The organism is Nocardiopsis halotolerans DSM 44410 (assembly GCF_000341065.1).
In the GTDB taxonomy this organism is placed as follows: domain Bacteria; phylum Actinomycetota; class Actinomycetes; order Streptosporangiales; family Streptosporangiaceae; genus Nocardiopsis; species Nocardiopsis halotolerans.
In genome coordinates, this window is sequence record NZ_ANAX01000200.1 from 1 (window position 1) to 1,505 (window position 1,505).

Consider the following 1,505-nt stretch of genomic DNA (forward strand, 5'->3'; position numbering starts at 1 on the left):
GGGCGCAGCGCCGACGGGTCGGCGACCCGCACCCGCGCGCCACCGACCAGCTCCACCACGGCCCCGTCGCCCACCTCGCGCAGACGACCCGTGTCACCCGGCCCGTATCCCGGACCGTCCGCCGCGAGCAGCACCCGGTCACCCACGTCGAAACCACCATGCGCGCCGGGTCCCGGATTCAGCTTCTCCTTGCACGCGGCGTTCACCGCACGCGCGCCCGCCGGGCCGTCCTCCCGCGCGGTCACCACCTGCACGTGTTCCGCCCCGATCCCCAGAGCGCGCGGAATCGAGTCCGTCACCAGCTGCACCACCCGGTGCACCGCCTCCTCGGCCGACGCCGCTGGCACCCGCACCACCTCGCGTTCGGGTGCCGCCACCTCGGTGACCTCACCACCGGCCACGGCCGCCGCCAGTTCCGCGATCGGTCCCGGCGCATCGTCGCCAGCCACCTCGGCCACGTGTGCGGTCCGGGACGTGGCGATGTCCAGCACCACCTGGCCCGGCGTCGCAGACGGGGCCTGGTGCGGATCGGCCAGCAGTACCAGGTGGGCGTCGTCCGCGCACACCGACGCCAGTTCGGCCGCGCGGGCCACGCCCACCGACATCGCCTCGCACAGCACCACCAGCCCGGCCTTCACCGGCGCCTGCGCCAGGAGTTCGGGCAGCGTCACCGCCCGCACGGGAGACTTCCCGGTCTCCTTGCCCTCCCCGGTTTCTCCAGCCTCCCCGGCTTTCTCGGCTTCTCCGGCCCCTCCGGTCCCCTGATCCTCCTCGGACTCCGCGGACTCCTCCGCCCCCTCGGCCTCGGACTTCCCGCCACGAACCCGCGCCAGCTCGGCGTTGACCGCCGCGGCGGCCTGCGCGGTGGGCGCGGCCACCGCGATCCCCACCTGACTCTCGGTGGCGATCGCGTCCAAGCACACCAGTGCCCGCGCGATCTCCGCGGCGTCACCGGGCCCGTGCCGCAGCACCGTCACCGGACGCAGGGCCACCGTCACCAGTGCGTCGCGCGTGCGCTCCGAAACCGTGAACCCGCCGCTCTCGACCGCCCCGTCCACCGTCTCGCCAGCGGTCACCAGGTCCATGATCGGGTCGTTGCCGCCGATCAACCGCAGCAGCTGGTCACCCAGCCTCTGTTCGGCGTGCCCCACGTCCGGCAGCGCGTAGAAGCGTTCCGGGTCGGGCAGGTCCGGCACTCCACCTTCGGCGAAGTCGAAGTCCTCGTCATCATCGTCGCCCTCGTCGGTGCTCTCCAGCACCACGGCGCTCCCGTCGGCGACCGCGGCCTCCAGCGCGGTGCCCGGATCGGCCACCCCGAGCTTGCCGACCACCGTGGCCAGCCGCTTCTCCTCCACCACGGTGTGCCCCCGCGCCGCGGACATCCGCAGCACGTGCGCGGTGAACGCCGCCAGCCGCCGGGGGTCGTCGGGCCGTGCACCCTCACCCAGGTGCCTGCGGGCACAGAAGTCGGCCTGCTCCACGGTCACCTGCGGCAGGGGCCGGAG

Annotated in this window: 1 protein-coding gene; it reads right to left on the reverse strand. The window is 74.2% G+C overall.

Features of this window, described 5'->3' with window-relative positions:
* On the reverse strand, positions 1–1,496 hold a 1,496-nt coding region (locus tag D455_RS34725), incomplete at its 3' end, for an exonuclease V subunit alpha (RefSeq protein WP_241480258.1).
* Between the last annotated feature and the right edge of the window lie 9 nt (positions 1,497–1,505).